This is a genomic window from Psychrobacter sp. TWP2-1-2 (assembly GCF_049896785.1).
Classification (GTDB): Bacteria; Pseudomonadota; Gammaproteobacteria; order Pseudomonadales; family Moraxellaceae; genus Psychrobacter.
In genome coordinates this window covers 18,475-44,820 of the sequence record NZ_JAFCVA010000011.1, presented here as the reverse complement: position 1 = coordinate 44,820, position 26,346 = coordinate 18,475, and the positions used below count along the sequence as shown (strand labels likewise).

Annotated in this window: 22 protein-coding genes; 18 read left to right on the top strand and 4 right to left on the bottom strand. The window is 42.5% G+C overall.

Translation table 11 applies throughout. The features are described from left to right. Window positions 1-19 precede the first annotated feature (19 nt). Entirely contained in the window at window positions 20-2,851 is a 2,832-nt protein-coding gene (locus ACP7AE_RS10970; protein WP_426243055.1) for a response regulator, read from the bottom strand. 349 nt (window positions 2,852-3,200) lie between these two features. Between ACP7AE_RS10970 and fmt the strand changes: the two genes are divergently transcribed. The 16 genes from fmt (at window position 3,201) to ACP7AE_RS10890 (ending at window position 19,237) form a co-directional block, all read left to right on the top strand. Continuing rightward, complete coding sequence (gene fmt, locus ACP7AE_RS10965) at window positions 3,201-4,253, top strand: methionyl-tRNA formyltransferase (protein WP_426243090.1); 1,053 nt, start codon at window positions 3,201-3,203, stop codon at window positions 4,251-4,253. A gap of 119 nt (window positions 4,254-4,372) precedes the next feature. After that, window positions 4,373-5,938, top strand: coding sequence for a transcription antitermination factor NusB (locus ACP7AE_RS10960; protein ID WP_426243053.1), 1,566 nt, complete (start codon window positions 4,373-4,375; stop codon window positions 5,936-5,938). A gap of 44 nt (window positions 5,939-5,982) precedes the next feature. Further along, a complete protein-coding gene (gene thrC / locus ACP7AE_RS10955; RefSeq protein ID WP_426243051.1) occupies window positions 5,983-7,404 on the top strand; it encodes a threonine synthase in 1,422 nt (473 codons plus the stop codon). Window positions 7,405-7,776: 372 nt separating this feature from the next. After that, window positions 7,777-8,874, top strand: coding sequence for a LysM peptidoglycan-binding domain-containing protein (locus ACP7AE_RS10950; protein WP_227690087.1), 1,098 nt, complete (start codon window positions 7,777-7,779; stop codon window positions 8,872-8,874). A gap of 76 nt (window positions 8,875-8,950) precedes the next feature. Beyond that, complete coding sequence (gene dprA, locus ACP7AE_RS10945; RefSeq protein WP_426243048.1) at window positions 8,951-10,222, top strand: DNA-processing protein DprA; 1,272 nt, start codon at window positions 8,951-8,953, stop codon at window positions 10,220-10,222. 516 nt (window positions 10,223-10,738) lie between these two features. After that, complete coding sequence (locus ACP7AE_RS10940; protein WP_426243046.1) at window positions 10,739-11,368, top strand: L-threonylcarbamoyladenylate synthase; 630 nt, start codon at window positions 10,739-10,741, stop codon at window positions 11,366-11,368. A 122-nt stretch (window positions 11,369-11,490) separates the two neighbouring features. After that, window positions 11,491-12,009 (top strand): GbsR/MarR family transcriptional regulator, encoded by a 519-nt coding sequence (locus tag ACP7AE_RS10935; protein ID WP_045447558.1) that lies wholly within the window; start codon window positions 11,491-11,493, stop codon window positions 12,007-12,009. 157 nt (window positions 12,010-12,166) lie between these two features. Continuing rightward, window positions 12,167-13,114 carry a fatty acid desaturase family protein gene (locus ACP7AE_RS10930; protein WP_426243044.1) on the top strand — a complete coding sequence of 316 codons (948 nt, stop codon included), beginning with the start codon at window positions 12,167-12,169 and terminating at the stop codon, window positions 13,112-13,114. A gap of 117 nt (window positions 13,115-13,231) precedes the next feature. After that, the gene (locus ACP7AE_RS10925; RefSeq protein WP_426243042.1) at window positions 13,232-13,732 is read left to right on the top strand and encodes a hypothetical protein; all 501 of its coding nucleotides are present in this window, start codon (window positions 13,232-13,234) and stop codon (window positions 13,730-13,732) included. 23 nt (window positions 13,733-13,755) lie between these two features. After that, complete coding sequence (locus ACP7AE_RS10920; protein ID WP_201552194.1) at window positions 13,756-14,721, top strand: TIGR01777 family oxidoreductase; 966 nt, start codon at window positions 13,756-13,758, stop codon at window positions 14,719-14,721. 83 nt (window positions 14,722-14,804) lie between these two features. Continuing rightward, complete coding sequence (locus tag ACP7AE_RS10915) at window positions 14,805-15,260, top strand: hypothetical protein (protein ID WP_109592250.1); 456 nt, start codon at window positions 14,805-14,807, stop codon at window positions 15,258-15,260. Between the two features lie 115 nt (window positions 15,261-15,375). Then, the gene (locus ACP7AE_RS10910) at window positions 15,376-15,603 is read left to right on the top strand and encodes a hypothetical protein (RefSeq protein ID WP_426243040.1); all 228 of its coding nucleotides are present in this window, start codon (window positions 15,376-15,378) and stop codon (window positions 15,601-15,603) included. Continuing rightward, on the top strand, window positions 15,600-16,253 hold the full coding sequence (locus tag ACP7AE_RS10905; protein WP_426243038.1) for a fatty acid desaturase family protein: 654 nt from the start codon (window positions 15,600-15,602) through the stop codon (window positions 16,251-16,253). The genes ACP7AE_RS10910 and ACP7AE_RS10905 overlap by 4 nt, the downstream gene beginning before the upstream one ends. Before the next feature lies 1 nt (window position 16,254). Beyond that, window positions 16,255-16,716: a thiol-disulfide oxidoreductase DCC family protein gene (locus ACP7AE_RS10900; RefSeq protein ID WP_060492096.1), complete on the top strand. Its 462-nt coding sequence runs from the start codon at window positions 16,255-16,257 to the stop codon at window positions 16,714-16,716. Between the two features lie 187 nt (window positions 16,717-16,903). Next, complete coding sequence (locus tag ACP7AE_RS10895; protein WP_426243036.1) at window positions 16,904-17,938, top strand: metallophosphoesterase; 1,035 nt, start codon at window positions 16,904-16,906, stop codon at window positions 17,936-17,938. A 156-nt stretch (window positions 17,939-18,094) separates the two neighbouring features. Continuing rightward, window positions 18,095-19,237 (top strand): metallophosphoesterase, encoded by a 1,143-nt coding sequence (locus ACP7AE_RS10890; protein ID WP_426243034.1) that lies wholly within the window; start codon window positions 18,095-18,097, stop codon window positions 19,235-19,237. A gap of 109 nt (window positions 19,238-19,346) precedes the next feature. On the opposite strand, the gene ACP7AE_RS10885 is transcribed toward ACP7AE_RS10890, so the two are convergent. Beyond that, window positions 19,347-20,750, bottom strand: a complete 1,404-nt coding sequence (locus ACP7AE_RS10885; protein ID WP_426243032.1) for an alpha/beta hydrolase — start codon at window positions 20,748-20,750, stop codon at window positions 19,347-19,349. 456 nt (window positions 20,751-21,206) lie between these two features. On the opposite strand from ACP7AE_RS10885, the gene grpE reads away from it, so the two are divergent. Together grpE and dnaK are read left to right on the top strand one after the other, a co-directional pair. Beyond that, window positions 21,207-21,806 carry a nucleotide exchange factor GrpE gene (grpE, locus tag ACP7AE_RS10880; RefSeq protein ID WP_426243030.1) on the top strand — a complete coding sequence of 200 codons (600 nt, stop codon included), beginning with the start codon at window positions 21,207-21,209 and terminating at the stop codon, window positions 21,804-21,806. 192 nt (window positions 21,807-21,998) lie between these two features. Then, window positions 21,999-23,942, top strand: a complete 1,944-nt coding sequence (gene dnaK / locus ACP7AE_RS10875; RefSeq protein WP_045453885.1) for a molecular chaperone DnaK — start codon at window positions 21,999-22,001, stop codon at window positions 23,940-23,942. A 108-nt stretch (window positions 23,943-24,050) separates the two neighbouring features. On the opposite strand, the gene ACP7AE_RS10870 is transcribed toward dnaK, so the two are convergent. Both ACP7AE_RS10870 and ACP7AE_RS10865 read right to left on the bottom strand, forming a co-directional pair. After that, window positions 24,051-24,860, bottom strand: a complete 810-nt coding sequence (locus tag ACP7AE_RS10870) for a methyltransferase domain-containing protein (protein ID WP_238049548.1) — start codon at window positions 24,858-24,860, stop codon at window positions 24,051-24,053. 74 nt (window positions 24,861-24,934) lie between these two features. Further along, entirely contained in the window at window positions 24,935-26,167 is a 1,233-nt protein-coding gene (locus ACP7AE_RS10865) for an 8-amino-7-oxononanoate synthase (protein ID WP_426243027.1), read from the bottom strand. Window positions 26,168-26,346: the final 179 nt, after the last annotated feature.

Sequence of the window (26,346 nt, the reverse complement as noted above, 5' to 3'; positions counted from 1 at the left end):
AAGTAGGTTTTACAGGTTGTCATGATTTTATGAAGCTCTGTAAAACCGACTCTAGCTCTTTTTTGTTGATAGGTTTGGCTAAAAATTCATCCATTCCTACTTCTATACAAGCGTCGCGATCTTCTTTGGTATTGTTCGCAGTCAGCGCCACAATCGCAATTTTATCGCCTTGCGCACGAATCGCTTGGGTAGCCTGAAGCCCATCCATGACAGGCATGCGACAGTCCATCAAAATGAGTGAGATATCTTGACGCTGTTGTTGTAGCATATCTAACGCTTGCTGACCATCTTCTGCGACCACACTGCGATAACCAAGTTTACTCAATATCTTGCACGTTATTTTCTGATTGGTTGGACTGTCTTCTACTACCAAAATAAGTGGCAATACATTCTCGTTGGCAGCTTTATCTGCTTCGTTTGCTAGCTGCTTATTCTCTTCTTTTATCTCTATGGCTTGAACCAGCTTCTGTCTCGCTGGTAAGGTTAAGCGCAGTAATTCAGAGAGCAATAAAGTCGCATCTAATGGTTTGCTCAAGAATCCTTCATATTTATCTAATAATATAGAGGGAATACGGCGCTCAGGTTTCATACTAAGTAGTATCTTTGGTAGCGACGGATTATCGAGTAGGGTATTTAATGCCTGTTGTTTATCATCATTCACTATCGCCTGATTAGCGGAAGCAATAGAGAGGGTTTCATAATATTCATAATCTAATAGCAAGATAGGTGCGAGTCTTTGCTCGTCTTGTGCCAATTTTTCGTTTAATTGTTGTAGATCTAATTTATCTATAGAAGTGTAGATAGTAGCTGGCATCGATAAATATGCGCAAAAATCGCGCAGATGTTTGGCACGTAGTGGTTGTTTAATCACTGCTATTAGATGGATATGAGTCAAATGCTGACTATGATGATAAATAGGCTGATAATTTGGACGTCTGCAAGGCAGATAAAGATTCAGACTGCTGCCTTCAGTCATCGTGCTTTTTATTTCAATAAAACCACCCAATAATCGCGCAAAACTATTGACGTTATTTAACCCTAGGCCTTGCCCAGTCGTATTCTTTTGAATGTAATTAACGTTTCGATGGGTGTTTTGGTTGTTGCTTTTATTAAGCTGAACCAACAGTTGATGTTGCTTCGCTATATCGATGCCCATACCGCTGTCTTTTATGCTAAAACGAATCCAGTCGTGTGAGGCATGATTGGGATTGTCTTTATTGATTTGACTATTTTTAATCAGTGTAGGGTCTTTATTAAGATTTACTAAGCTTCGGTTTTTTGTTGCTAATAGCTCTGCATTACTGACCGTTTCGATGGTCAGTGATACATAGCCAGAAGTGGTAAATTTCACTGCATTATCTAATAAGTCGTACAAGATTTGCTGTAGGCGCTGATGGTCTGTATCAATACAACGCGGACTGTCAGGTGTAAAAAAATACAGCAGCTCAAGTCCTTGCTGCCTTATCCTTTCTATAAATGACTGACTGACCTGTTGTCCCAGTCTATAAATATCAACAGGCTCAATGCTTAGGCGGGTTTTTCTTACCGCTATCTCCTCAATGTCTAGCACATCATTAAGTGTCGTGAGCATACTCTGACTGCTTTTAATTAAGGATATTAAAATGTCATTCTGCGCAGCAGTCAACGTCTCAGGATCAATCGGTTCTAGCGTGTCAATCATTGCTTCTAACGGCAGGCGCAAATCATGACCCATCGTCGATTTAATCGTATTAAATTCATCAATTAGGCGTTGTAGCCGTTGATTTTGTTGCTGTAATTGCCCTATTTGACTGGCAAATTCATTAACATTATTCAGCAGTACGGTAAAGCCGTGAACCTGACCATGTTCACCAAACCATGGCGTAACGTGCAATTGGTAAGCCTGTTCATTTTCTAACCCATAGACTGTTAAGGTACGAGTGACGCGTAGGTTGGATAACGTTTGCAGCAATCGTTGCGTAGATTCATCTTTACCCGCGATAAAATCCGTCAGTTCATAGTTGCTATCGCTTTGCGGTAAAGACATGAATATTTGTTCAAAGCGTTTATTGAAAAAGCTGATTTGACCATGACGCATGATCATCAGCATCGGTAAAGGGGATTGATCAACCAAACGTTCAAGACGATGTGTTAGGGTTTTAATGCGGCGATAGTCATTATGCAGCTGGTAGCTGACACGGCTCAGCGCATGGCCTAAACGCAGAAACTCAGGCGTAGATTTTTTTTGCAAAAAAGGCGGCGGACTATAGGCTTCTTTTGCGTGGCTACTTAGATTGTCCGTATAAATCAGAAGTTGTTCCCAATTGGTGCGACGATTGAGCATATACAGCAAAGCGATAATAAAAAGCATGATCGCTGCCATCAATGGCAACCAGTAGCGATATGATATCCAGTCAATGATAAGCGGTTTATGGCGCAATATAATATAAAGCTGATGACCACTTTTGAGTTTAATGGTGCCGGTTAAGTTGCGATTATTGAGCGTGTAAGCACTATGACTGCCATTATTAGAAGGGGATGAGCTAATGATAGGAAACGTAACGTTAGCAAAAGCACGCTCATTGGACTGAGTATGGCGATGGATATAAGTCTGCCCAGAGGGCATCATAAAAACCAGCTGATAGCTTATGTCTTCAAATACAGGTTTTTCTAAAATCCTTTTAATGTCAGGGTTTAGAAGATCATCACGTTCAGTAACTTCATACTGCAATGTATGGAAAGTATCGATACTGTGTTGTTCACTGTGTTTTTTTATCTCGTGAAACAGCGCAAAATAATAGATAGACAACATGACCAGCAAGGTCAGTGCATAAAATATGAGTAAGCGCTGTAAGGACTGAAACTGTTGCATGAAAGCGTGGTCCTATATCGACACAAGAAACATAGTGAGTAAGTCATCAGTTTGGCACAGTAGCTGGTTTATTCAAGCCGTTTTATCTTTTACAGTTGTACAGCTATTATCTAGAAAAAAATGGTGAATGGCAGTGGAATATCGCTCAATCACGCATTGTTTTGTAAATAAACTCATCAATAAGAGCGCCCTGCTTGCTTTCTATTATAAAGACAAACCGTATCATTGGTAACGCTCGATTACCGTTATTACAATCATGGCACAACATCGCAAACTCACCTATAATGAGTCAATCAACCCTATATAATGCCTGTTTATGACTATAATTGCTTCTGCCTCCGATTTATCCATGCCATCTACGACGAAAGATTGCTCATCTAGTAAGCGCTTAAGAGTTGCGTTTGCTGGCACTCCTGAGTTTGCCGCCGTTAGTCTTGAGGCGCTTATCAGCCAGCAAGAAGCGTTGAATATAGACATCGTCGCTGTATATACGCAACCCGATCGCAAGGCAGGACGGGGTCAAAAATTATCGGCCTCTGCAGTAAAGCAAGTCGCATTGGCGCATGATATTGCCGTTGAGCAGCCTCTCACCTTTAAAAAATCTAGTAGTGAAGGGTTGATTGCACGTGAGACTCTGCGTAGTTATCAGCCAGATGTTATGATTGTCGCGGCTTATGGCTTGATATTGCCGATTGGTGTATTGACCACACCGACTTATGGTTGCCTCAATATTCATGCGTCCTTATTACCACGCTGGCGCGGTGCAGCACCTATTCACCGTGCATTATTGGCAGGTGATAGCGAGACTGGCATTACCATTATGCAGATGGATAAGGGCTTAGATACAGGTGATATGATTTACAAAATCAGCGCTCCTATTGAGGCTGATGATACGGCTGCCAGCCTCCATGATAAAATGGCTGAGCTTGGTGCAACGGCTATTATTACCGTGCTAAAGGACTTGCCACATTATCAAGCACAGGCTGTACCTCAAGATGACAGTCAAGCCAATTACGCTGAAAAACTGGTCAAAACCGAAGGCGAAATCAACTGGACACAATCAGCGACTATTATCGAACGACAAATTCGTGGCTTGACGCCATGGCCAGGTGCATATACTTTTTTAGCAGGGCAGCGTGTCAAGATTTTAGCCAGCTTACCTGTGAATTCGTCGCAGCAAACCAATCAGCCTGCTGGTACGGTTATCAGCGTTGGACGCAAAGCGATATTGGTAGCTTGTGGTCATGACAGTAATATTGATAATGGTCTCGAAAAACCGCAAGCCAGCACTTTAGCTATCACCCAATTACAGTTTGCTGGTGGTAAACCAATGACAGCCGAGCAAATCTGCCATGGTAACCAATTAAATGATGGTGACCAGTTCACAGCAGACTCAAAATAATTGCTCCTAAATCAGTTTAATACCGCTTAACCTTATTTATTTTTATATTCGTCATTTAATACCAAACAATCTAACTTTTATCAGACGCTAACTATTAGGCGTCAAGGAAATTCAATTTAATGAGAAGCACTGCGCCAAGAAACAATAAGCTAAAACCATCAAGCAACCTTATAATGAATGGTAGCGTCCGCGTCCGCGTCATTCGCACCTTACTGGCGATTCAAAATGGTCAGTCGCTTGCAAGCGTCCTTGATCCGCTATTAAACAGTTTGCATGACGGCGATAAAGGTTTTGCCCATGCGTTATTGCTTACGACGTTGCGCCAATGGTACGCCCTTGAACGTCTACTCGATAGTCTGGCTGATAACTCTATTGATGAAAAAGAAGTACGTACGACGATTCAAGTAGGTTTAACCCAGCTGCTTTATTTGCAAGTGGCTGACCATGCGGCAATTCATGAAACGGTTGAAGCGGCAAAAGAAATCGAATTTGCGCATGCGACGGGTTTAATCAATGCCATCTTGCGTAAAGTCGCTAAGAACCCAAGTAAGTTCCGTAAGAAATGTGATAAAAAACACAGCTTACCGAATTGGCTTGCCTATCAGCTCAAGCAAGATTGGAGTGAGCAGTATGACGATTTGATGCAGGGTTTACGTCAACCTGCACCGATGTTTTTACGCGTGAATACAGCGGTTACCTCGGTAGAGGATTATCAGCAAGCCTTGGTGGAATTTGAAGTTGAAGCAGATTTGGTTGAGCTTACGAGTGGTCTACAACTCGACAACTCGTCGGATTCAGCCACTTCTAATAGTATAGTAACCAAAGGTCTTAGACTACATCAAAGCACGGCAGTCAATGCCTTACCACAATTCGCTGAAGGGGCTGCTAGTGTACAAGATAGGCATGCTCAGCTTGCAGCGCCGCTTATTCATAACGCTTTACTTAATAAACTGAGTGTTAAAAACGATGATGCAGAAGACGATATGGATACGAGCAACAATGAGATTCGTATTTTAGATGCTTGTGCAGCGCCGGGTGGTAAGCTTGCTCATTGGTTAGAATTAATCAGCTCAAATGAGTCTTCATTGTTTCACGTGAAACAAAACCATGAATCTGTTTCTCTGGTTTCGAAAGTTAAGATTACTGCGATAGATAATGAAGCTCCACGTATCGAGCGTATTCATACTAATTTACAGCGCTTAAACTTAAGTCAGCACGATTTACAGCAAGCTGAGAGAAATATTGAGCTTAATATTGTCTGTGCTGATGCGACCACATGGCAAGGGGCGGGTAAGAAAAAGAGCAAACTCGTATTTGACGCTATATTGCTAGACTCACCTTGTACGGCGACAGGCGTGATTCGTCGTCATCCTGATATCAGTATCTTGCGTACCGAAGAAGACGTTGATCAAACAGCACTCTTACAAGCAGATATCTTGCATAATCTATGGCCACAACTTAAAGTTGGTGGTTACCTCTTATACGTCACTTGCTCTATCCTAAAGCAAGAAAACGTCGAGCAGATGCAGGATTTTATGACTCACTATAACAATGTAGTAGCCGTTGAATTTAGCGACGATTGTAATTGGGGTATTGAACAGGCGATTGGTCGCCAGTGCTTGCCAATTGATAGTCTGGGCGGCGACGGTTTCTATTATGCCTTGTTGCACAAAACTGCTGAATAAACTGTTTTAATTAATTATCATCTCATTGTAGACAGGACAATCTAATGAAATATATCAGTACCCGTGGTCAGACAGCGCCGATGGATTTTAGTGATGTGTTATTAATGGGTCTTGCACCAGATGGTGGTTTGATGTTGCCTGAGCATTATCCAAACATTGATAGTGCGACGCTTACTAAATGGCGTGCGCTGAGCTATCCACAGCTGGCTATGGCGATTATGCAGCGCTTTGCCACTGATATTCCTGTGGCTGATTTGCAAGACATTATTGAGCGCACTTATACCGCTGAGGTATTTGGCTCTGATGAGATTGTTCCTGTCCGTAAGCTTGAAGACAATTTATATATTCTAGGATTATCAAACGGTCCGACGTTAGCGTTTAAAGATGTTGCCATGCAGTTTTTGGGTAATGCTTTCGAATATGTACTGAAGAAGAAAGACGCGCGCATCACCATTATTGGTGCGACCAGTGGTGATACAGGCAGTGCAGCAGAATATGCCCTGCGTGGTAAAGAAAACATAGAAGTCTTTATGCTGTCACCGCACGGCAAAATGAGTGAATTCCAGCGCGCGCAGATGTATAGCTTGACCGATGATAACATTCATAATATCGCCATCGACGGCATGTTTGATGATTGCCAAGATATTGTCAAAGCGCTACAACAGGATGCTAAGTTCAAAGCGGCCTATAATTTAGGTACGGTTAATTCTATTAACTGGGGTCGTATCCTAGCGCAAATTGTTTATTACTTTAAAGCTTACTTTGCTGTGACTTCAAGTAACGACGAAAAGGTTAGTTTTAGCGTGCCATCAGGCAACTTTGGTAATATTTGTGCCGGTCACATTGCACGTGAAATGGGGCTGCCAGTTGATCGTCTAATCGTCGCGACCAATGAAAACGACGTTTTAAACGACTTCTTTAATCAAGGTGCTTATCAGCCGCGTCCGACTGCCAAAACCTATATTACTTCAAGTCCTTCAATGGATATCTCTAAAGCCTCTAACTTTGAGCGTTTTGTTTATCTCTTATTAGATAAAGACAGCGCCCGCGTTCATGAATTGTTTGAAGGGGTGAAATCTGGTCAAGGTTTTGATTTGTCTGACCTAATGGAGGCGGTTAACACTCGCTACGGTTTTGCTGCGGGCAAATCTACTCATGCCGACCGTCTCGATACTATCAAAACACTTTATGAGCAGCATGGAGAGTTGGTTGATCCGCACACTGCTGATGGCATCAAGGTTGCCAAAGAGCTACAGCGCGAAGGTGAGGTGATTGTTTGTGCCGAAACCGCACTGCCAGTGAAATTTGCCGATACGATCATCGAAGCTATTGGATCGATAGAAATCGCACGCCCAGCCCATACCGAAGGCTTGGAGAGCTTACCGCAGCATGTGGTGGTGCTTGATAACAGCGCTAAGCTGGTCGCTGAGCAAATTCGTCAGCATGTGATACCAAATCCAGCATAAATCAGAGTGGATTTTAATACTTATTTTCATGAGGAACTCTATAAATATCAATGAGGAACTATAGAAATAATATTCATATAAAAGTTACGCCATTGTAATAAAGTGTTTATGATTGTGTTATGGTAGATATAATTGTAATATTAGAAACAGCGTCGGCGACTCATCATTTTGCTAGACGCTTTTTTAGTAATCATACCAGCCAATTACACTGAACAGCTGCCCTATAAGCGTCATGATAATCGTACGGTTAAGTCCTTTTACGACCCTTATTGCTTGTCACTATTTTAATGACAGTCAAAGATTAAGGTTAAGTAATAGATCTAAATGGTACTAATTGTGGCGACAACAGCGGTACATATTGTGGATATAACAATGAAGATGAGCTTAAAAACGATAGCAAAAGCACTGTTAATCACGACATTTAGTAGTGCAATGCTAATGAGTGCTGCCCACGCTAACAATCCACCACCAGCCATCAAAGCGGATGCGCCCAATCGCTATATCGTCAAAAAAGGCGATACGTTGTGGGACATATCAGGACGTTATTTAGACAGTCCGTGGCGCTGGAAAGAAATCTGGGCAACCAATAAGCAAATCAAAAACCCCAATCTTATTTATCCTAACGACATCCTTATCTTATGTGTGATTCAAGGTAAAACCTTAATTGGTGTTGATACTGGCGAAGGTTGTGCTGGAGTTGAAAAGCAGTTAACGGGTAACGTGGTATCTAGCACAGTCTCAGTCACTTCAACAGCCAACAGTATTCCACCGCTTCCGTGGTCTGCTATTCAACACTGGTTAGATAAGACAGTCATCGTTAATCCACAAGATTTTAACACCACGCCTTATATATTGGCCTCTAAAAAAGGCAACTTAATTACCGCCAGTGGCGATAAAGTGTATGCCAAAGGTGTGCCACTGATCGTTGGTCAGCGTTATGGTATCTACCGTGAAGGAGAGCTATATGTTGAGCCAAAAACCCAAGAAGTTATCGGTTTAGAGGTCACGCAAGTTGCGACGGGTTTGGTTACTTCGACAGAAACCAACGGCGTCAGCAGTTTGCAGCTCACCGACAGTTACGACAAAGAAGTACGTGAAGGTGATCGCGTATTCGTTGAGTTGAATAACTCTATTCCACCTGTGTTTTATCCAGCCCCTGCAATTGTCAGTCGTGGTGGCATGATTGTCCGAGTCATGGACTCAATCAGCTCAGCGGCGAAGGGTAGTGTCGTTGCTATCAACTTAGGTAGTACCCATGGTGCTAAGCCTGGTGATGTATTGACTGTCTATCAAAAAGGGGCTTTGATCCGCGATACCAAAGACAATGACACGCCAGTACGCTTACCAAATGAGCCAAGCGGTATGGTCATGGTATTCAATACTTTCGATAATATTAGCTATGCTTATGTGCTTGATTCAGAGCTACCATTGAACGTCGGCGACCAGCTGTTACCACCGCCATATCTATAAATGAGTACACTATAAGTGAGAACATGCTTATTTTTGAACGGGACACACTAACTTAGCCTATACGAGCTAGATGATTATGATGGCAGTTACTTCTTCTTTATCAGATGAGCAGCGCGCAGTACTGGCGCTGTGGAATGAGGTGAATGCATCATTATCTGCTTATCATAAGCTCATTACTTCTTTTGGCACAGCAGAGCTTGCTTGGTACGCCAAAGTAGATGCTTGGCGGCAATTGGGTATTCATCATAGCCATCTTGCCCGTCATGAACAGCCAGAGCATACGCAAGCCAGTATCAATAACATTCAGCAAGCGCTCATCGAAGGGCGCTATGGTCTGCTATTTGCTGACCAGCTTGATTATCCCGCACAGCTCTCGCAAATCTATGACCCACCGCCTTTATTATTTTACCGAGGCAATAAAGCGCGTTTGCGTCAAGCGCAAATCGCGATCGTCGGTAGCCGAAAACCCACTGCCCATGCCCAAAAAATCACCTTTGATATCGCACAATATTTGGCGCAAGCTGGTTATATCATTACCAGCGGTCTTGCCATGGGTGTCGATAAGCGAGCACATCTAGGCGCGTTAGCACAGGCGGATACTGAATATCAAGGTCGAACGATTGGGGTAATGGGTACGGGTATTGAGGTCAATTATCCCAATCATCATGATAAATTGTTTGCCCAAATAATTGAGCAAGGCGGCTGTATTATTAGTGAGCTGTTGCCGCATACAATGCCACATAAGCATACGTTTCCACGGCGTAATCGTTTGGTCGCTGGATTGAGCTTAGCAACAATTGTGACGGAGGCGACCATTCAGAGTGGTTCGCTGATTACTGCGCGTTTAACCTCCGAGCAGGGCAAACAAGTTTTTGCGATTCCAAGTCATATTGATAATAGCAATGCTGAAGGCTGTCATCATTTGATACGTGAAGGCGCGACCTTAATTTATCATCCACAGCAAGTGCTAGAAGACGTCAATGCTCAGTTGGGTCATGAAAGTTATACTCATAAATCAAAAGATACTGTGGATAGTGGTATAGATATTATCGAATCTAATGGCTCTCAAACGAATAATAGCAAAGCTACTAAACATACAAATAAAGATAAAAACATCGCTGTAATGTCTAACCATCCAATACCCTCTAATATCAAATCTGCTCCTAGCCCTATCGTCGTACCAGAGCATTTGATGCTTGTGTATGAGCAGCTTGATTGGCACGGGCAGGATTTAGATGCGCTGATTATCGCTACCAAACTTGCCACACCGCAGTTGATTGGACAGTTAATGGAGCTTGAATTATTAGGCATCATTAGTGTGCAAGGTGGACGGTATTTGCGCGTCTAAAATCGTACTTTCTATCGCTTTAGGCTTTTCACTTATCTACTGCCAAGTGATTGACGACAGTACAATCTAGGGCGTTTCATCAATTAGATTGTGAGGCTTAAAATGAGAAAAATTGTAGATAAACAAGGAAGCAATTGCCGTTAGTATGAACATATTGACAAAATTGCTGACGATATTTAGCAAAATTTAGCCATTTTAAGACCACTAAACGTACTAATGTGCTAATCGATGACACGTCCTAGGTAGCTGCTAATAAGGTCGCTTTAAACTTCGCTGCCCTAATTTTTCTTAGGGCGTGTCCTCATTTTAAAAATGGCGATAAAAATGAGATAAATTGCAGTCAAACAAGGAAAATAGCGCAGATAATATCGAGATATTAGTCAGCTATTTGACGCCGTTTGGCAAGATTTAGCCATTTTTAACCCATTTAGATAACTATCGATTGAATTGAGGACACGCCCTAGTCTTATGTTATGATGAGTGCTTAAATTTCTACCTTTTTGAAGCCTTCAAGCCATGGAAAAATCCACATCTTTTACTACTGACTCTGTCATTCAAGCTGCCAAATGGCTTAAAGAAGGACAGCTACTTGCTTATCCCACCGAAAGCGTTTGGGGTATTGGTTGTGACGCTTATGATGAAGCAGCCGTTCAACGTATTTTATCTATTAAACAGCGTCCACAAGCCAAAGGCATGATCGTCATTACTGACAGCGCTGAGCGTTTAATGCCGTTACTAGAGCCTCTAGAAGAAGGTCAGCGCCAACAAATCATCAAGAGTTGGCAGGCAGATACTGACAGTATAGCCCTACAAGGTAAGCAAGCCCATACATGGCTACTGCCTATCCCTCAGACACTTGAAAAGACTATCCCTCGTTGGATCACAGGGCAGCATCAAACAGTGGCGGTTAGAGTTATTGCGCATCCTATGATTCGTCAATTGTGCCAACAACTGGTCGACGTTCAAAACCCATTTGGACTATTGGTTTCCACAAGCTGTAATCCATCAGGGCAACCGCCTGCTATGACTTTCACTGATGCTTATGGATATTTTGGCGAGCAAATCAGCTACTTGCAGGCTGACACTCTAGGCTATACTTTACCGAGCCAAATTCGTGACGCAACCACGGGTTTAGTGATTCGTTAGCGCATGACAGTCAAACAAGTGATGAGTGTCATCTATTGATTTCACTATTGACAGAAATAAAAGAATAGCGCAAGATAAGTCAATAAATAACCAAAACTTATAAAGTAGAGTACATATTAATCATGAAACTGAATCCTGTGACCGAAAAATTTATTTTACATTGGGGTGAAATGGGCTCGCAGTGGGGTGTTAATCGCACCATGTCACAGATTCATGCGTTGTTATTCATCATTGGTAAGCCATTAAATGCTGAAGAAATCACCGAAACACTTGGTGTTGCTCGCTCTAACGTCTCAAACAGTATTAAAGAGTTGCAGCATTGGGGCTTAGTACAAAAGGTTTCCATATTAGGCGATCGTCGCGATCACTTCACGACCAATACTGACGTTTGGGAGCTGGCACGCATCATCGTGGTTGAACGACAAAAGCGTGAGCTTGAGCCAACAGTACAGTTTTTACAAGAATTGATGGACAGTCCTGAATTTGAACATGAAAATAATGAGGTAAAGTCACGTATTCGTGATACCCAAGAATTCGTTAGTACCCTAACCACATGGTCATCTGAGATGCTTAAACTGCCCACAAGCATCCTCAAAAAAGTCCTAAAACTGGGCGCTAGTATTAAAAAGGTCTTACGTTAATAGTTAGCGGTGTAATTTAACATAAAAAATTTGCGATATAATTTCTTTTTTGACAGAAATATATGTAATAACTATAAAAGCCAGTTAAGTTTAAGTGAGATAAGTTTCAGTAAAAGTAGCAGCAACCAAAAATAGCACTGACAAATGGATGTGTAAAATGACACTCAATCAAACACACGCTAATAAAGAGCAAGCTGTTAAAAAGGCTATTACTGCAGTCGAGTGGCAAGACTTGCGCCGGTTAACGCGCGGTCAAATCGCTTACAACGTTATTTTGCCTTATCCGTTTTTATTGTTGTCATGGTGGTTCGCCAGCCACTCTTGGTATGTCTTAGCATGCGGGGCTTCTTATTTATTCTTTGCTGCCGCTTTTCGCCAAGCGCACGATGGCTATCATCATAGTTTGGGTACAGGAAAACGTACGACCACCGCCATATTATTATTGCTCAGCGTACTATTAATGACCAGTTTGCACAGCATTCGAGCCACGCACATGGCGCATCATCGTGACCCATTGGGCGATAGTGATATTGAAGGCAGTCTAGCAAAAGGCTCATGGTGGCAAGCGCTGCTCGGCGGGATAACTTATCGACTCGATATTTATCGCCAAGGACTGCGTCTCAGCAGCCGTCGCAATCAAAAATTGGCTTGGCTAGAATTTGCTTTGATTGGTTTAGTCATCATAGTTGCCCTTATATTGACCGCCTTTACTATTCCTACTTTCACGATATTAGCGCAAGTATTGATGTATCATCTACTGACCATGATGTTGGCCAATGCCAGTGTTGGCATCATTGCGGTGTGGGGCGTACACCATGATTGTGATGAGACAATCGCCCGAACTGAGCGCAATCTTTTGGTCAACTTGCTGACCTTTAATTTGCTTTATCACGTAGAGCATCATCTCTTTCCTGCTGTGCCATCCAATCATTTAGCTGAGCTTGCCAAGCGTTTAGATGCAGCAGCGCCACATCTGACCAAAGCACATGTATTGCCAAGTATGGTTAACGTCATAGATTTTATTAATCATCGTTGGAACAAATTAAAGAATAAATCTCAAAATAATAATGATAGTGACTGTCCTATTCGTAAGCGTTTTGCTTAATCAGTAGGCTAAATAAAATCAAGATACTTATCCACCAATTATCCACAGGAATTTCATTGGCTTTGGCAACGCCATATTTATACTTAATTAACGACGAATGTTAATGGAATAAATAGAATGAAAACGAATAATGAGTTAGGTGTGTATCCTTATCTACAAGTGATTATTTTGTTTGCAGGGCTTGGTAGTATGATTGGTGGATTGATTGCAGAGCTGGCTCTATTGTTCATTTTTAGGAATGCGGATTTTGCCCAAATTGGTTACCAGCCATTACTCTATGTTGGTCTGCTTGGTTTTATTCCTGCTTTATTAACGGGTGTTATCGTCGCTTATAAGAATATATGGCGCGGTGATCATAAGAGTCTACGCACGACATTTTTAGTGGGGTTTATAACGTCAGCAGGTTATATGGGTGCAATCATCCTATATCTAGGCATCAACTCATGGATAGAGGTTGGCGTGCTATTGGCCTTTATGATTGGTATAGGATTGTTTGGCGCAATCAATTCAGCGATTGCCAGCCGCATTGCTTTACCAAAAGTACGTAAAAGTCATTTTGATATTAGTACTAAAAAAGTAGACGATGGCTATGACGGATTAAGTTTTACTAAACGATAAGCGAAAAATATAGGGAGTAGGACATGAATATTTTAATCAGTGGTGGCTCAGGCTTTTTAGGCAGTGCTTTTAGTGACGAGCTTATCAAACGCTATCGTACGCAGGATAAGGACTTACACATTACATGGCTAACACGCGATAACAGCCAAACGCATCCTGACGCGATCAGCATGATGACCTACGATGAGCTAGCGAGTTCGGATAAAAGCTTTGATGTTATCTTAAACCTAGCAGGCGCAGGCATTGCTGACTCGCGCTGGAGCGATGCGCGCAAAGAGCAGTTGCTCGCCAGCCGTATCAAGCCTACCGAATCCTTATTGGCATTTATTAAGCGCACCAGTATTAAGCCCAAGCTAATGGTCAGCGGCTCTGCGATTGGCTGGTATGGCGCACAAGGCGATAAACCTCTTACCGAAATCAGTAATTTTGAAACTGATTTTGCCCATCAATTATGTGAACAATGGGAACAGCTAACTTTGACAGCAACGGAATATGGCGTACCTGTGGCTATCGTGCGAACCGGTGTGGTGATTCATCCTGAAGGCGGCATGCTTGGTAAGTTATTAACCCCATTTAAAATGGGTGTTGGTGGGCAGTTAGGTGATGGCAAACAAATCATGAGCTGGATCAGTCGTGAAGACTGGGTTGGGGCGGTGATATTCATCATTGAAAAGCATCTTGCTAATTATGCGGACACTCAGACTACCGATGAGCACTCGTTAGAAACTATCAATGATACGCCAGTGCTGGTTTATAACCTCACTGCGCCTAATCCAGTGACCAATCATACTTTTACCAAAACGCTTGGAGCATGGCTACACCGGCCCACCTTTTTTACTTTACCCAATTTTCTGCTTAAGCTAATATTTGGTGAGATGTCGACGCTACTAATAGATGGACAAAAGGTATTGCCTCAAGCATTACAGGACGCAGGTTATGATTTTAAACAGCCAACACTGAAGCAAGCTTTAGAAGAGCAGAGTTCGTAAATCATTAAGCGACTGTTTCATGTGAAACATCATTATTATTTACATGATGCTTTGTTTCATGTGAAACCTAAATAGAGGTGTGTATGAGTGATATTGAGATTAGCGCTACAGCCACAGCATCCAGCTATCCTAAAGCTAAGGTAATAGGAACTTATGGATTGTTGGGAGGTGCGATAGGTGGTCTGATTGTCTGCTTATATATGATTGTGATGCTTGTAATTGACGGTAATATTTTTAGGCAAGAGTTAACAGATATTTTCAAAATGCTATTAGCTTCTATTGTAGGCGGATTCTTTTTTGGTTTGCTCCCTACGTTAGTAGCTGGATTAACTATATGTAAGTTGAAGATAGTCTTTGACTCCATACTAAAAATAGTACCGTTATTCTTCATTGGATTCTTTAGTACTTTTATATTTTCAGTTTGGATTATAGCAACAGATGTTTTTTTAGAGAAAATAATATTTGGATTGGTTCTTAGCTTGATAGGTGGAGCCAGCGCTGTGATTACAGGTCTTATCGCATTACCTAAACACAAATAAAATTTAACTTTAAATTTCATTATTGACAGAAATAAAGTAAATTAAAACAGCCGATTAAATTAAGTGGTCGCGCCAGCAAGACAGCTACTGCTTATCACTAAGCAAGGAGAACATCATGCGTCATCCTTCGTTAGCCAATATTGAATGGCAAGATTTGCGTCAGCTCAAGCCCACTGAGACCGTTTACAATATCTTTTTATCGTTACCATTTTTATTATTGTCATGGTGGAGCGCGTGGCAAGGGTGGTGGTTGCTTGCACTTGTGGCGACATTTTTCTTTTTTACTGCCGCACTGAGACAAGCGCATGATTGCTATCACCGCACTTTAGGGGTGAGTAAGTGAGTAAAGTCGCCACAGAGCTCATGCTGTTTCTTCTCAGTATCACGATGCTCTGTAGCACGCATGCTATTCGGCATACTCATCTTAACCATCATAGAGATCCACTGGGTGACAGCGATGTCGAGGGTAATTGGGCTCGTCTGCCTTGGTATCAGGCGATATTAGGCGGTGGGCTATTTTCGATTATGATTCAATGGTTTGGCTTGACGCATGGTAGCCGCCGCAATCGTATGCTCGTTGGCTTTGATCTATTGCTCATTTGCGCAGTGATTGCCACCGCTTTTATCACGATGCATCCAGTTTTGATGTATCACGTATTGGTAATGATATTGGCCAATACGATGGTTGGGTTTTTTGCCGTATGGAGCGTCCATCATGGTTGTGATGACGTGGTATATGCCCGCAGTGAGCGCCATCCATTGATTAATTTACTGACTTTTAACTTGCTCTATCACATCGAGCATCATTTGTTTCCAGCGGTGCCGACCAATCATTTACCGGTACTGGCCAAGCGCTTAGACAGTGCTGCGCCGCAGTGGACGCAGCAGCCAGTCATTCCCTTTTTAGCCCCAGCCAATCAGTACCAAGAATCTAGTGTGACTCAAAAATCTAATAGTCTTGATACTGAGATATCACTCATAAAGGAGTCGTAAGATGATTATCCAAAACCATATCAACAGCTATAGAGAGCAAGCGAATTTGTCCATTACCATGTACTACGATGATGCGTGCGTGATATGTAGCACCGAGGCGCATAATATGAAAAAACGTCAACCGGAAAAGATACACTTAGTTCCTGTAGACGAGGGGGTTGATGAGTTGGCAGTCGCAGGATTCAGCCGTAAGGATGCGATGACTTATATGTGTGTGCAAGACAGCTACGGCAATTGGTATACTCACATGGATGCCGTGCGGCTGCTCTACAGAACGGGCAGCGTGAAATTGTCAACGTTGTTATTTTTGCCAGTGGTCAAACAACTTGGCGACTTCGCTTATCCGTATGTCGCGCGCAATCGCTATAGAATTCCGAATTGGGTGACCAAGCTGCTCTATGGCAAAGCGCTGATGCAGGCTTGTGAAAACGGCGTTTGCAAAATAGCACCAAATACACGTTAAAGTACGTTTATTGGCAACCATTTATTTTTGTGGCAACAGCACTCTAGACGTAAAGCATATGAAGTTTTCGTGGAAAAAAGGAGGCTATATCCAGAGCATCAAATTTTTCACGTAAGATGGCGTTATCTCTATCTGATTAGACCTTACTATGTGGTTCTTCATCGTTTTTACTCAGTTGCTAGCTGTTATGACCACCGTTCTTATTTACTGGTTAATAAAGCCAAAAACGACTGCCGCCAAAGCTGTGCTGATAGCTGCTGTCTTTATTATTAATAATAGTGCTCTCATTTATGGTTTGACTGAGTTTTGCGGTGAGCGCTTTCACGTTTATCTGGTCGTTAGTATTTTGCAAGGTTTTATGCTTTATGCGGGTTTGATAACCGCTGTAGTTGCGCTATTCGTTTATCAGCTCTTTAAGCGGAAATCTCGTCCAATACTCTTGCGCACCTTTGCCATTACAGTTTATGTCGCCATTGTTAGCTTAGCGGTATTCAATGCTTATTCACCTGTCGTACATCGTCTAACTGTTACGATTGACAAACCGCTGGCTAAACCAATGGATATCGCGCTTGTCTCTGATACGCATCTGGGTAGATGGTTTGGCAATCGACAGATAAAGAAAATGGTAAGCCTTATCGATGCGCAACATCCTGATGTCTTGGTTATCGCTGGTGACATTATGAATGATAATACGATTGCTTACGATAATACCAATATGCATGAGCAGCTATTAAAGCTAAAGGCACCGCTTGGCGTCTATGCGACTTTAGGCAATCACGATTATTTCGGTTATGACCAGCAGATTACACAGGCGGTGGAAGAGGCGGGCATCAAAGCGCTTGATAATGAGAGTGTGCTATTAGATGATTCAGTATGGCTGGTGGGGCGCTCAGATGATATTGATCGTACCAGATTGTCAGCCGAGGAATTATTAACGCAAGTAGACACAGAAAAACCAGTGATATTTTTGGAACATCGTCCTAGCGCGATGGATGAGGTCAGCGCCCTGCCAGTCGATTTGCATCTGTCTGGGCATACCCATGGTGGGCAGATATTTCCACTAACGCTATTGATGGATTGGTTGACACCGTTAAGCTATGGCAGCAAAAAAATAGCCGATACGCAGTTTTTGGTGACCTCTGGTTATGGCATTGGTCCCGTACCATTTAGACTGGGTACGCGTTCTGAGATTTGGATAATTACGTTGCAGTCTGGTGTATGAGCTATTTAAATAAACAGTGTTGCCCCTATGATAAAGCCTCTACCATATCTAAATAGTAGAGGTTTTTATTTGCTGTTAGGCTGGCTAATAGCTACTTTGCTCGTCTTGTCAGCTGAAAATACACTGCATTGATGCCATCATACTCAAGGATTTTTCATGCGCTACGCATTTTTTATCACCATTTTTGTGCTATTGCAGCTGTTTAGTGTCGGCGCAGCTCTAAGCGTGCAATGGTGGTTACAGCCTTGGCAGACAGCAGGTTTGCAAACTTCGGTATGGGTTATTGTATTCGTTATTACCAACGGTTTGCTTCTACTCAGTGTCAATAGAGCATTTAAAAATAGCTATCGCTGGATCAGTGGTTGGATGTTAGTTATGCATTTCATGCTATTGACGGCTTTAGTTACCAGCCTATTTTATGGTGGCTATTGGTTAATCACATCGCTAACTGGTGATGCGCTCGCTACACCGGCTACCGTCGATTTTGGGTTGCGCATATTGGCATTGGCAATATTTATCGGGTTGTTTTTCTATGCCCTATATAGTGCTTATGCGCCTGTGGTACGTGAGTTATCTGTTAATATTGATAAACCTTTGGCTAAGCCTTTACGTATTGTGGTCGCTAGCGACTTACATATCGGGAGACTGTTTGGCAGTGGTGCAATAGATAGACTGCATCATCTTATGGTAAAAAATACAGCCGATATATTGCTAATGCCGGGCGATATCATGGATGATAATACGCAAGCATTTACTGATTATAATATGGCGAAAAACTTTGCGGAGTTATGCAAAAGCTTGCCGTATGGTGTTTATGCGACATTGGGCAATCATGATTTATACGGGCATGAGCAGCCGATTGTCCAAGCGTTGCGTGCTGCTGGCGTGCAGTTGTTAAATGATGAAGTAATCGGCATCGAGCATGAAGGTCAACCAGTCTGGCTGATAGGGCGTTTTGATAACCATAAAAGACAGCGGGTAGCCACAACCGATCTACTGGCTCAAGTTGATACTACACAGCCAGTGATACTGCTAGATCATAGACCAAGTGATATTGCTGAGCACAGCCAAATGCCGATTGATTTACAGCTCTCAGGGCATACCCATAACGGTCAAATATTCCCCGCCAACTTTATTGTCAGTGCCATCAATCGCTTGGGTTATGGCTATGAAGCCATTGGCAAAGGACACTTTGTGGTGTCATCTGGTTACGGCTTTTGGGGCATTCCATTTCGCTTGGGTTCGCGCTCAGAGATTTGGCTGATCACTTTGAATGGTCAGGTTGGAGATAACGTTTAAGCAAGTCATATTTAAGAAAACAATGCTTAAAAAAGTAACGTTCAAATAGTGGCAGTGCCATTCTATTTTATAAGTAAACAGGCACTCTCTTATACAACTGTATTGATAACTATGCCGCTAATTGTGACTGGGTATTGATAACGTCACGCACAAAACTCGCAAACCCTTTAATAATATCGCCTGTTTCTTGTCTGATACCTTGATGAATACTCATAAAATGAATAAAGCCATGCGGCGCACCCAGAATGGTATGAGTCTCGACTGCTATACCATGCACCTTTAACTGCTTTGCATAAGCAAATGCTTCATCACGTAATACGTCTAATTCTGCAGCGACAATATAAGTCGGGCATACTTTACTATTATCACCAAGCATCGGACAGTTAAGGATATGCTGGCGTGGCAAGGGGCTGTTATCTAAACAAGCAGCATCAAATACAGCCACATCGGCATGATCCAATAATAATCCCTCACCATATAACTCCCAACTTGGATAATCCGTTTCGATATCCGTCACAGGATACAAAGGCATTTGTGCAAGCGGCTTTGGTAAGCGCTCTAATAAATCGAACATTTTTTGACCTGCAATGCCCAGATCTGACCATGCGACTTGCGAGGGCGCAGTAAGTTGTTGAGCAATCAAAGTGGACAATCCGCCGCCAGCACTATCACCTGCTAGCACGATTCGCGAGGGTAAAGCACCTAGGGTATGGCAATGCTCAGCCAGCCAAGCGTAGGCAGTAATACAGTCTTTTAATGCGGCTGGTGCGGGATGCTCAGGTGCTAAGCGATAATCAACACTGACTATCGGCCAGCCCGTCTGCTCACAAACCGCGTGGCAAAATTCATGATGGGTATTGACATCACCAATACAAAATCCACCCCCATGAAAATATAACAGCACTGTTTCATCAGAATTATGAGTATCCGCTTTTTTGAACCCTAAGCCATGAGAGCTCGCGTCTGATTGATAACAGCGAATGGTCATATAGCCATCATCAGCGTTGGCAATCACTTTGTCTTCCCAATGCACAAGTTTCTGATTTTTTTTCGTAAATCGTTTCATGTTGCCGATGACATTGTCACTTGTTTGCTGCCATACGTACGGCGCTTGCATCGCCACGGCGTCAGCGGCGAACCTTTCGCGCAGCTCATGCATTGGTGTCAGCTCAAGAGGCGTTTTAAGCTTACTATTCACAGCGAGAATCAAACGCAGGTGAGCATCGGCGTGCAGGTATTGTTTTGAGGTCGGTCCTTTTAAATACCCAACCAAGCTCTCTAATAGTGGCGTTGGCAGATAGCCGACTCCTTTCATGGCATAGTGCAAGGTATGCGGCTGGCAAGTCGTCAACGGGTTATAGCTAAGCACTTTTTGTTTGACGGTCAAACGATTCTCTTGAGTGCCATTTTCTTCTCTTATACCCTTATCTATACGATCTGTTGATGCGAGCTTTATCGTCATCAGCGCTTTATTTAATAGCGCGTTGATTGATAACACGGTTGATTTAGACATAACACTTCTCGTTAATGATTGTCAGTATGCGTTGTCATATATGTGAGCGTTCACTTTGACATGAGCCATACTATTTGTAGCAATAATAGAGTAATCAAAAATAAAGTTGAGTATTGTTTGGTAATGGCTTATGTATCAATGGTAAGTTTTTTGGAATAAGTACTGCTTTCTTGTAGCTTGTGTTAACGAGCATGGATAGCCATTTACCACCTATGAAATTCTGTTTTGAGCACTTTAATCCAGATTTAGGCAATATTTGTTGTAAATTAGAAAGATTCCCTTGGCTTAGGCTTGAAATTTACCTTCATCACCTTTATCAAACAGCTAGTAGAAGGTACTCATAACAACAATGTGTAAGACGGGTTAATTATTTAATAAGAGCGCAGTATCCCTAGCAAATAGTGAACTTGTTGCGTCTTATATAAATTGTCATTATTAAAATTCTAAGGAGCTATCATGAGCGAGCAAAATACCAACCACGAATCGCCTGAGCAAAATGTGGCGCATGACAATATTGAACACAGTGACAGTATTTTAGAAGAAACCATGAAAGAGTTTGATCCAAAGCATAACTCAGGTGAAGAGATGATCATCGAAAATGAAATCGATCTCGACACCTTTAAAGCGCGTATCGCTGAGCTAAAAGGTGAAGTGAAGCAAGCTAAAGAAGTCACCGCCCGTGCCAATGCTGAAGCTTACAATGCACAAAAACGCATGGAGCAAGAGGCGGATAAGAGTAAGCGTTTTGCCTTGCAGAAATTTGCCAAAGAGCTATTAGAAGTGGTCGATAATTTAGAACGCGCCATCGAAAGCGCCCATGCCGATGACCCTGTTACAGAAGGGGTGAGACTGACGCACAAAGCGTTATTGGACGTATTAAATAAGAACGGCGTCGAAATGGTTGACCCACAAGGCGAGAAATTCAATGCGGATCTGCATGAAGCGGTGGGTATTGATGAAGAAGCCGAGGCTGATACTGTCGGTACTGTATTACAAAAAGGTTATAGCTTGAACGGTCGTTTATTACGCCCAGCCATGGTACGTGTTGGGCAGTAGTACTAAAAATTGGGTTTTTAATGTGCTAAACCCTACTATTATTAAGGGTTTTCACAAAAAGTCACACGAAAGACAAATTTTGCGTGATGATTGACTTGAAAAAATCCATAAGTAAACCGATATATATAGCAACAAGAGATCAACCACGGTCTGAATAGATAAATACTTAAAACAAATTAGGAGCAAATAATTATGGGTAAAGTAATTGGTATTGATTTAGGTACGACTAACTCGTGTGTCGCAGTGATGGAAGGTGATAAAGTCAAAGTCATCGAAAATGCTGAAGGTACTCGTACAACACCATCTATCGTTGCTTATAAAAACGATGAAATTTTGGTGGGTCAGTCAGCCAAACGTCAAGCGGTCACCAATCCAAACAACACGTTGTTTGCGATTAAGCGTTTGATTGGTCGTCGTTTTGATGACAAAGTCGTGCAAAAAGACATCGGCATGGTACCTTACAAAATCGCCAAAGCGGATAACGGTGATGCATGGGTAGAAATTAACGGTAAAAAATTAGCACCACCACAGGTTTCTGCTGAAATCTTGAAAAAAATGAAAAAAACAGCAGAAGACTATCTTGGTGAAACTGTTACTGAAGCGGTTGTAACCGTACCAGCCTATTTTAATGACTCACAACGTCAAGCAACAAAAGACGCGGGTAAAATTGCAGGTCTTGATGTAAAACGTATCATCAACGAACCAACAGCTGCGGCTCTTGCGTACGGTATGGACAAGAAGCAAGGCGATAGCACGGTTGCTGTTTATGACTTGGGTGGTGGTACTTTTGACGTATCAATCATCGAAATCGCTGACGTTGATGGCGAGCAGCAGTTTGAAGTTTTAGCAACCAATGGTGATACATTCCTTGGTGGTGAAGACTTTGACTCAGCATTGATTGATTATTTGGTTGATGAGTTCAAAAAAGACCAAGATGTCAATTTGAAAGGTGACTCATTGGCGATGCAGCGTCTAAAAGAAGCGGCAGAAAAAGCGAAAATTGAGTTATCAAGTGCCCAAAGTACTGAAGTGAACTTGCCTTATATTACTGCAGACAGCAATGGTCCTAAGCATTTGGTGGTCACTATCAGTCGCTCAAAACTTGAGAGCTTAACTGAAGAGTTGGTACAACGTACCATGGGTCCTTGTAAGATTGCGCTTGAAGATGCTGGCATAAAAATTGGTGACATCGATGATGTTATCTTAGTTGGTGGTCAGACTCGTATGCCACTGGTACAGCAAAAAGTACAAGAGTTCTTCGGTCAGGAGCCACGTAAAGATGTGAACCCTGATGAAGCAGTAGCGGCAGGGGCTGCGATTCAAGGCGCGGTATTGTCTGGTGAAAAAACAGACGTATTGCTACTTGATGTGACGCCACTAACGCTTGGTATCGAAACGATGGGTGGTGTCATGACACCAGTTATTGAGAAAAACACCATGATTCCTACTAAGAAATCACAGGTATTCTCAACGGCTGAAGACAACCAACCAGCTGTGACCATCCAGGTTTATCAAGGTGAGCGCAAAATCGCTAACCAAAATAAACAGCTTGGTCGTTTTGATTTGACGGATATTCCACCAGCACCACGTGGTCTACCGCAAATTGAAGTTACTTTTGACATCAATGCTGACGGTATCATGAATATCTCAGCAACTGACAAAGGTACGGGTAAAGCGCAAAGCATCCAGATCAAAGCAGATTCTGGCTTGACGGATGAAGAAATCGAGCAAATGGTTCGTGATGCAGAAGCCAATGCTGCAGAAGACGAAAAATTCGCTAACTTAGCGCAAGTTCGTAACGAAGCAGATGGTCGTATTCATGCGGTACAAAAAGCGTTAAAAGATGCTGAAGATAAGGTAACTGCTGAAGAAAAATCAACAGTAGAAGCTGCTATCACTGAGCTTGAAGCGGTGATGAAAGAAGATGATCATGATGACATCAAAGCCAAGCTTGAAGCATTAGACAATGCCTTCTTGCCAGTTAGTCAGAAGATTTATGCTGATGCAGGCGCAGGTAGCGAGGGCATGGATCCAAGCCAGTTCCAACAAGGCGCGGACAATGCAGCAGATAGCAACCAAGCTGATGATGACGTCGTTGATGCTGAGTTTACTGAAGTAGACGAAGACAAAAAATAATTGTGATTTAGTAACTAAACGCAGTTAAAACAAAAAACGCATCCTTCGGGATGCGTTTTTTTATGGCTGTTATTTATAAGAAATATCCTACCACTCTATATCTTGTCTTTATGATTTAAAGGCACTCACTATCAGTACTTCATAAGTCAAATGAACGATAGGCTGACCGTCGTCATCTTGCGCCGAAAAATGTTGCCAATAATCAGACTCAAACTGTTGCAAGCGTGCCTTGGTCCACATAAAGGGCTGGGTGCTGTTGGCTTTTACTTGCGTCTGATTGGTCGATACGCCGGTCAACTTCATATGTTTTAAGATAGCGTAGGGACTGGCAAACGGTAACTCGAAACGCTGAGTGGACAGTTCAATTTTCTCAAAACCCGCACTAATCAGTGCCAACTGCCACTCGTCGATATCTGGGTAATAGAGTCCTTGACCGGTCAAACTTTTAATTTGCCAAAAGTTATTTGGCGTAAAAGTGTTAAACAGCAGTTGACCTCCAGCTCGCAAACGGCGTGATGATTGCGCAACAAAGTTTAAGGGATCATCAAACCATTGCACTGCATTGGCACTGATTATCAAGCTATGCTCATCCTCAAAGTTCATCGTTTCAGCATCGCCAATTGCTATGTCAGCATTGGGCATTATGGACTGTAAAGTAGCCGCTTGTTCAGCGCATAATTCATTGATTAGCCAATATTGACTTTGAATGTGTGCTGCGAGTAGGCGGGTCATTTGACCAGTTCCTGCACCGACTTCAAGCACACTATCGTGTTCAGTGTGAGTGAGTTTGTCTATTAAATATTGACATACTTGCTGCTGAATATTGGCATGCTGATCATAGTCGCTGGCATTGGCAAAATGACGAGCGATGGTTTGTTTTCTGGTGCTAAAGTTATCAGGCGTGGTGAGTGTTTTCATACGGTTTATTATATCCAAGTGAGCCAATTATCAATCGATAGCAGGACTGACGTCGCTGATGTATAACAACAGCGTTATAATTGTCTTATCAATTGTTCGCAGTCTTCATCTGTCAGCTTGGCATTCATCACCAAACGGATACGAGCGGTGTTTGCAGGCACAGTGGGTGGCCTGATAGGCAGGGCGTAAAAACCTGCTGCTTGCAATTGTTGTGCTTTGGCAAGCGTGCTGGCATTGTCACCCAAGATGTAAGGCACAATTGGTGATTCATAGTGTGGATGCTGGATGTTCTGGGACACACGGTATCTTGGGTCGATGGCTTGACTAAGCTTGGTAGATAACCTCGCTAAATGCGCCCGTTGATTATTTAGCATTGGCATTTTTGCTAAAATAAATCGCGTCCATGCGTGATTGATAGGGGGTAATGTAGTACTAAAAATGAGTGGACGCATACGGTTAATTAGCCATTGCTTGACGACATCATCGCACATGATATAAGCACCTACCGAGGCAAACGCTTTACCGAAAGTACCGACCAAATAGTCAATATCAGCCAATGTCTGTGTTTCTTCCGCTAGCCCCAATCCTGTATGACCTAATACACCGATGGCATGAGCCTCATCGACATACAGTTCGATACGAGCATCGCTAGCCTTTAATTGTACCAGTTGACATAAATCCGCACGATCACCATCCATACTAAAGATGCTCTCAGTGACAATAATGATGCGCTCAATGTCTGGCGCTGCTTGCTCAATAAACGTCGCCAAATGTTCATAATCATTGTGACGATAACGACGATAGCTGACAAGTTTGCTTTGGCTCAACCGCAACCCATCGATAATGCTGGCATGTACCAGTTTGTCAGCCAGAATAAGTGTTTTGACTGGCAAGGTTGTCAGGGCTGGCAATATACCAAGATTGGCATGATAGCCGCTATTCAATACCAATACCGATTTTGAAGCAGAGATATCACGTTTGCCAACAGCGGTTTGATACCATTCCTGCAACTCAGACTCTAGCGCTTGTAGCTGTACATCATTTCCAGTGAGCAAGCGTGAGGACGTCGCACTCATTTTAGGTATTTGTGCGACTGATAGCGGTGTTAGTTGACTGAGAAATTCGTTTTGTAATTCGGTGTCGCCGCCTAAGCCCAAATAATCGTTACTGGCGATATTGAGTAAGGTTTTACCCTCGCTAATAACGTATTGCCCATGATGTTGGAGATTGGGTAATTGACGATATTGTTGGGTGGCTTTGAGTACTGTAAGCGCTTCTTGTAGGCGGCTAGTTATACGTCCAGTCATTATTTTTACCTCAAAATATTCGGTTTCTCTTATTGTTTTATGCTTATTTCTGCTAGAAAGGCGATGAAATGAGTAGGGATTATTGCATAAACTCAGTGGTTGTAACAAAAGATTTCATATCTTTGCCTTTGTAACCCAAGCACTGATAAATACTTGCAAATCTTAACTCTCATACCATC